The organism is Emticicia sp. MM (genome assembly GCF_001649495.1).
The window spans coordinates 1-6,479 of record NZ_LXHX01000118.1; the positions used below are offsets into that span (position 1 = coordinate 1).

Consider the following 6,479-nt stretch of genomic DNA (forward strand, 5'->3'; position numbering starts at 1 on the left):
ATTTCGGCATCTTCTGTCGAATTATAGGTTGTCTCAACGTCTTGGTAATCTACCTTTGAAGGTTCTTTGCTTTTCTTACGATAATCGTTGATAAAGCTATTTTTCAGAATCCTGAACAACCATGCTTTGGCATTAGTTCCTCTTTCGAATGAGTTTATAAACCTAAATGCCTTTAAATAAGTATCTTGCACTAAATCGTGGGCATCATCTTCATCGTTTGTTAGGCGAAAGGCAAAGTTGTACATGGAGTCTATGTGTGGCATAAACTCTTTATCAAAAACTGCGTATTTTTCTTTTTCAGAATACCGGACTTCTACTTCTACGATGTCTTCTTCTTCCATAGACCTTTATAATTATAGTCGGGCAAAATTACTACTTTTATACTAAGATTAAAATGATTTATAAGAATACCAAGATTGATTTCTAAAGATTCGATGAAAATCTTTTCAAAAATGATATTGGAACAATGTGGCAGTAAACTTCAGTGCCACTAACGCTAAATAAGGCTTTAGAGTATTTGTAAAAACGAAAGAAATAATAATAAATCTTTTCGAGAAAGATATTTGTTTAAAGCAACCAATTTTAAGGATAAAAGGGAAAAGAAAGTCGGTGGTACTTATTTTCTGTTGTCGCCCCCATCCATCATGCTAAGATAGCTAAAATATCTACTTTCTGCAATTCGGCCATCCATTACTGCTTCTTTTACTGCACAATTGGGTTCATCAATGTGTTTGCAGTTATTGAATCGACATTCGTCTAAAATTTCTAGCATTTCTGGGAAATAGTGACAAATTTCATCTTTCTCCATATCAGCTAAGCCTAATTCTTTAATTCCGGGCGAATCTATGATAAATGTTCCGTGGCTTAGCTCAAACATTTCGGCAAAAGTGGTGGTATGTACGCCTTTATTGGCAAAAGTTGAAACCTCTGAGGTACGAAGGTCGAGATTAGGGGCAATGGCATTAACTAAAGTTGATTTTCCAACTCCTGAGTGCCCCGAAAGCAAGGAAACTTTATCTTTAAGGACTTCATAGAATTCATCAACGCCAATTCCATCCACCGCAGAGGTAAAAATACATTTATAATTGAGGCTTTCGTAAAGGTCAGCTAATTCTTGTTGATAGGCTATTTGTTCTTCGTTGAGTAAATCTAATTTGTTGAAAACCAATACAGTAGGAATACGAAACGACTCAGCGGCCACCAAAAAACGGTCGATAAACCCCAAAGAGGTACGAGGGAAATTGAGCGTGGCAATTAATACAGCTTGGTCGAGATTGGTAGCTAAAAGGTGCCCGTGAGCAGTTTTGTGTACTGACTGACGGATGATATAATTTTCACGTGGGAGAATATCGTTGATAATACCCGTATTACGATTTTCGTCTTCAATTTCGAATACCACTTTATCGCCTACCGCAATCGGATTGGTAACTTTTAGACCTTTAATTTTGAATTTCCCTTTTAGACGACATTGCAGCATAGCACCAGTAGCGGTACGAACTTCATACCACGACCCCGTAGAACGCATGACTAATCCAATGTTTTGGCTCAAAGTTTGATAATAATTATAAAGTGAAACGAATGAGTGTACCTTAAAATAGTCTTAAGGATTATTATTTTGTTAAAAATATACCGTTTAATAAAAATTATTTGAAAAGTAATATTTTTTCAAATAATGATAATATTTTGGCACAAAAATTTCTGTATTTTAAATAGGTTTTACTTGTATAACACCTTCGTAAAGGGTATTTTACCGTAAAATAAATTTTTAAGTTATTTTTAAGCGTTTGTTGCAACAAATATCGTCTATTTTCCGTTATTTAGTTGTCAAGTTAAGAACAGGAAAACAATTTAAACACAGTACGACAATGAAAAAAGGAGTATTATTCGGGTTAGCCGCTGTTGCTGTTGGAGTTGTAGTTTATTCTTTAAATAAAAAAGGAAAACTAACATTGCCATTCAAGCCGGCTTCAAAATAATTCAGCCACAATGGATTGTAAGAAACACAACCACCTTCTGAGTTTTTAGCACCACGCATTATCTTTGAATAACGGGTGCTTTTTTTATGTCTAAGCGTGTTTCTGGAATTCTACTTTCAGTCTTTCTTTTTCGATTGGCACTACACCTACATATTCACATACCAATCCACCACCTAGGTTTGACATAGCTGCGATTGTTTTCGGCGAAAGTTTCAAAGCTAAACACATGGCTGCAATACTTACAACTGTATCGCCCGCTCCTGAAACATCAGTGATACTACGCAAATGTGCAGGTATATGATGGATTTCTCCTTGATAATCTATAAAAACACCATTTTCTGAGAGTGTAAGAAATAAACCGTTTACGCCCAAAGTTTGTTTCGCTGAAGCAACTGCCGTTTTAACTTCTTCAAGATTTTTGGCATCAAAATCAATTTTTAAGCCTTCTTTTAACTCTTTCAGATTAGGTTTAAAAATGTCTGTTCCTTGATAATGCAAAAAGTTACGTTTCTTAGGGTCAACAATGGTTGGGATTCCTTTTGTTTTGGCAAAACTAACAATCGATTGAATACTTTCGGCATCTAAAGCACCTTTATCATAATCTTCAAAGATAATTACATCGCATGAGTTGGCTAAAGAATGAGCTTTTTCAATTAATTGCTGGCGTTCGTTGGTAGTAATTGGCCCATCCATTTCCGAATCAATGCGAACTACGTGTTGAGAACCAGCCAAAACTCTTTGTTTAACGGTGGTAATTCGATTATTTGATTGAATTATGCCCTCAGTAGGTAAATGGCTTTCTTCTAAAAGTTTGATTAAATCATTTCCATCAGCATCGTTTCCTACAACTGAGCATAGAATGGGAGTTCCGCCCAATGATTTGATATTCATGGCCACATTTCCAGCACCACCCAAGCGAATTTCTTTACGCTTAACATTCACAACTGGGATGGGGGCCTCAGGTGAAATACGGTCAACTTTTCCAAAAATATATGAATCAATCATCACATCGCCCACAATCAAAACACGTAGGTTATTGAAGGCTTCAAAAATCTGATTTGCTTGCATTTAATCTTATAAAATTATGGGAATTTGTTACTTAATTAATGAAAATTACTACTTAGTTAAGTATGAAAATCTATTTCCTAAAACTTACTTGAAATTCGATTTATTTTTTTTCAAACTAAAATCAAAATCATTTAACTGCAAAACTACGTATTTTTAGAATGATTTTTTCTATAAATAATACATTTTGGCTCAGAGATTGCGTTATTTGCAAAGCAATAGAGACTTTTCTTTTAAAATATATTTTATGCGTAAGACGGTATTTTTCTTACTAACTGCTTCTTTATACTTTTCGACCGAACAACTTTTCGCCCAAAACGCAGAGCATCTCGGATCGGCGGTTAACACTGAATTCAATGAGTTGAATCCTGTTATTGCCCCCGATGGTAAAACTTTATATTTTGTACGTGTGAGCCATCCATCTAATAACTATGGAGCTAAAGGTAGCCAAGATGTGTGGTATTCGGAAAGTAGAGATGGCTCATGGACAATTGCAAGGAGAATGCCGAATAGTATTAATAAAGACCAATACAATGACCTATACAGTATTACGCCCGATGGAAACACGATTCTGATTTCGGGGGTTTATAATGGCGGTCGTCGAGAAAATGAGGTAGGCTTATCTACTTGTAAACGTACTAAAACGGGTTGGTCCGAACCTCAGCGATTAATCATTCCGAAGTTTGATGATTTGTGTAAAGGTCAATTCTTGACTGCGTGCTTATCAAATGATGGAAAAACCTTGATTTTAGCTTTTAGTGAAAAAAGGAATAGTAAAGAAGATGACCTCTATGTATCTTTTTTAGGACGTGATGGAAAATGGACAAAGCCAGAAAGTTTAGGCGATAACATTAACACAGGAGATACTGAAACTACGCCTTTCTTAGCTTCAGATAATTATACACTTTATTTTGCCTCCGACCGTAAGGGTGGTTTAGGCGGAACCGATATTTGGGTATCAAAACGTTTGGATAGAAGTTGGAGAAGATGGTCGAAGCCAATCAATATGGGCGATAAAGTAAATACCGATGCCAATGAGCTTTCCTATACCATTTCGGCATCAGGCGAGTATGCGTATATGAGTTCAAAGAAAAATTCAGTTGGAAAAGGCGATATTGTGCGTTTTAAATTGCGTGACGATAAAAAGCAAGAGCCGGTGATTGCAGGGGGAGTTCAGACATCGAATAACAGATTAGAAGAGCAAAAAAGCTTGAGCCAAGGGAAAAGCCCGGTAAACACTGGCACCACAACACCTACACCTGTAGTTATGATTAGTGGCAGGGTTGTTGACCAAAAAACGGGTCGTCCGATTGAAGCAAAAATTGTTTATCAGACATTACCCGATGGAGAAGAAGTTGGCGAAGCTTACACAAACCCCAATACTGGCGAATATAAAATAGTATTGCCTTATGGGGCTAAATATTCATATCGGGCAGAAGCAAAGGATTTTATTGCTATTGGAAAAAATATTGACCTCACAGAGATTAAAGAATTCAAAGAAATTGATGGTGATGATTTGAAGCTAGTGCCAATCAAAGAAGGGGAAAAAGTGCCACTCAACAATATTTTCTTTGAGTATGCCAAAGCTACACTTCGCTCAGAATCATTTCCAGAGTTAGATCGAATTGCCGAGACCTTGAAAGAAAATGGTAATCTAACGATTGAGATTCAAGGACATACCGATAACGTAGGTTCGAACGAAAGTAATTTAAAACTTTCACAAGACCGTGCCGAAGCCGTACGTAGTTATTTATTATCGAAGAAATTACCAGCGAATCGAGTTACAAGTGTAGGTTTTGGAGAAACTCGCCCAGTGGCAAGTAATGATACCGAAGAAGGTCGTGCCCAAAACCGTCGGGTAGAATTTACGATTGTGAAGAAATAAGTATTTTTCAGTTCGCAGATTTTATGAGCTGCGAACTGAAAACTGCCAATTTTAAAGAATTACCGTTCTATTTCCGCTAATAAAAACTCGGTCATTGAAAACCAATTTCAAAGCATGAGTTAAAACTGATTTTTCTACCTCTTTTCCTTCTCGGGCCATATCAGTTGCCATATAACTGTGGTCAACATCTTTCACATTTTGTGCAATAATTGGTCCTTCATCTAAATTATTATTCACGAAATGGGCTGTTGCACCAATGATTTTTACACCACGCTCATACGCCTGACGATAAGGATTTGCTCCAATAAATGCGGGCAAAAACGAATGATGAATATTCACAATTTTATTAGGGTAATGCGAAACAAACTCAGGTGAAAGAATACGCATGTACTTAGCCAAAACCAAATATTCTGGCTTGTAGATTTCGAGCGTGCGTAAAATGGCCTGCTCGTGTTCGTCACGAGTTTTGTGTTCGTGAGTGATGTAATGAAAAGGAATACCAAATTTACTCACAAAAGGCTGTAAAGTATTATAATTACTCAGCACCGCCAAAACATTGGCGTCAAGTTCATCAAAATTATATCGAATCAATAAATCAGAAAGGCAATGGTGCTCTTTAGTGGCTAAAATAACAACGTCCTTTTTCTTTTTTGGATTTATTCTTAAGTTTATCGTTGGTGTGGCGATTGTATCTTGTAAATCTTTCAAAATTTTCTGTGGGTCGAGTTTATCAGGTGATTCAAACTCTGTACGCATAAAAAACTGTCCTTCAACCCCATCAGCTGGTGGACTTACGTATTCATCTTGCGAAATAATATTACACTCGTTTCTGTACAGTACGCTTGTTACGTGAAAAATCAGGCCTTTAGCATCGGGGCCATCCATTAAAAGAATATGTTTTGCCATTATTGAGCACTAATTAATGATTGTATGTAATTTGTGTTTTAAACGCTAAAAGTTTATAGGTAAAGTATTTAGCCTCCTTGTAAAACTATTCGGAATTACAAAAATCACGTTAATTAAAGTTTAAGATTGCGAATTACGGATTTTAAAAATAAATTTACGAACTACTTAGAGAAAGAATTGTGAAAAAATTTTGGATAAATCTTTTGTTCACACTTTTAACCATTAATTTTTGTTCTTTTGCCCAAAAAAATATCGAAATTATAAAGTTTTCAGATGTTGAGCAGTTGTTGCAAAAAAACGATGGAATAAGGGTGATTAATTTTTGGGCCTCTTGGTGTAAACCTTGCGTGAGTGAAATGCCCGTGTTTGAAACTTTAGCGAACGAGTATCAATATAATCGAGTGAGTGTTATTTTTATCAGTCTTGATTTTAAAAGAGATATTGAAACAGTAAAAAAATTTGTGGCTGAATATCAGATAAAATCACAAGTTTATTTGATAGACGAACCCGATTATAATAGCTGGATAGATAAAGTAAGTCCGCAGTGGTCAGGTGCAATTCCCGCTACAATAATAAGTAATGGTTTTAAAAAAGAATTTTACGAACAATCTTTTGACTATCAGAGCCTTAGCGATAAAATTCGGCAC

Annotated in this window: 6 protein-coding genes; 2 read left to right on the forward strand and 4 right to left on the reverse strand. The window is 35.9% G+C overall.

Annotated elements, in window-relative coordinates; genetic code table 11:
- From A6M55_RS16175 to A6M55_RS16185, 3 genes are all read right to left on the reverse strand, one after another.
- A partial coding sequence (locus A6M55_RS16175) for a sigma factor (RefSeq protein ID WP_304439685.1) occupies positions 1 to 341 on the reverse strand: 341 nt, incomplete at its 3' end.
- 275 nt (positions 342 to 616) lie between these two features.
- Complete coding sequence (gene rsgA, locus A6M55_RS16180; RefSeq protein ID WP_015028505.1) at positions 617 to 1,525, reverse strand: ribosome small subunit-dependent GTPase A; 909 nt, start codon at positions 1,523 to 1,525, stop codon at positions 617 to 619.
- A 541-nt stretch (positions 1,526 to 2,066) separates the two neighbouring features.
- Positions 2,067 to 3,044 carry a bifunctional heptose 7-phosphate kinase/heptose 1-phosphate adenyltransferase gene (locus A6M55_RS16185; protein ID WP_064198545.1) on the reverse strand — a complete coding sequence of 326 codons (978 nt, stop codon included), beginning with the start codon at positions 3,042 to 3,044 and terminating at the stop codon, positions 2,067 to 2,069.
- A gap of 244 nt (positions 3,045 to 3,288) precedes the next feature.
- Between A6M55_RS16185 and A6M55_RS16190 the strand changes: the two genes are divergently transcribed.
- Entirely contained in the window at positions 3,289 to 4,926 is a 1,638-nt protein-coding gene (locus tag A6M55_RS16190) for an OmpA family protein (protein WP_015028502.1), read from the forward strand.
- A 51-nt stretch (positions 4,927 to 4,977) separates the two neighbouring features.
- On the opposite strand, the gene purU is transcribed toward A6M55_RS16190, so the two are convergent.
- A complete protein-coding gene (gene purU, locus A6M55_RS16195) occupies positions 4,978 to 5,832 on the reverse strand; it encodes a formyltetrahydrofolate deformylase (RefSeq protein ID WP_082893072.1) in 855 nt (284 codons plus the stop codon).
- 179 nt (positions 5,833 to 6,011) lie between these two features.
- On the opposite strand from purU, the gene A6M55_RS17505 reads away from it, so the two are divergent.
- Positions 6,012 to 6,479, forward strand: a 468-nt coding sequence (locus A6M55_RS17505) for a TlpA disulfide reductase family protein (protein ID WP_064198546.1), incomplete at its 3' end; no start/stop codon positions are given.

Coding starts and splice junctions, on each gene's coding strand:
- A6M55_RS16190 (WP_015028502.1), top strand. CDS start 3,289: ATGCGTAAGACGGTATTTTTCTTACTAACTGCTTCTTTATACTTTTCG.
- purU (WP_082893072.1), bottom strand. CDS start 5,832: ATGGCAAAACATATTCTTTTAATGGATGGCCCCGATGCTAAAGGCCTG.
- rsgA (WP_015028505.1), bottom strand. CDS start 1,525: ATGCGTTCTACGGGGTCGTGGTATGAAGTTCGTACCGCTACTGGTGCT.
- A6M55_RS16185 (WP_064198545.1), bottom strand. CDS start 3,044: ATGCAAGCAAATCAGATTTTTGAAGCCTTCAATAACCTACGTGTTTTG.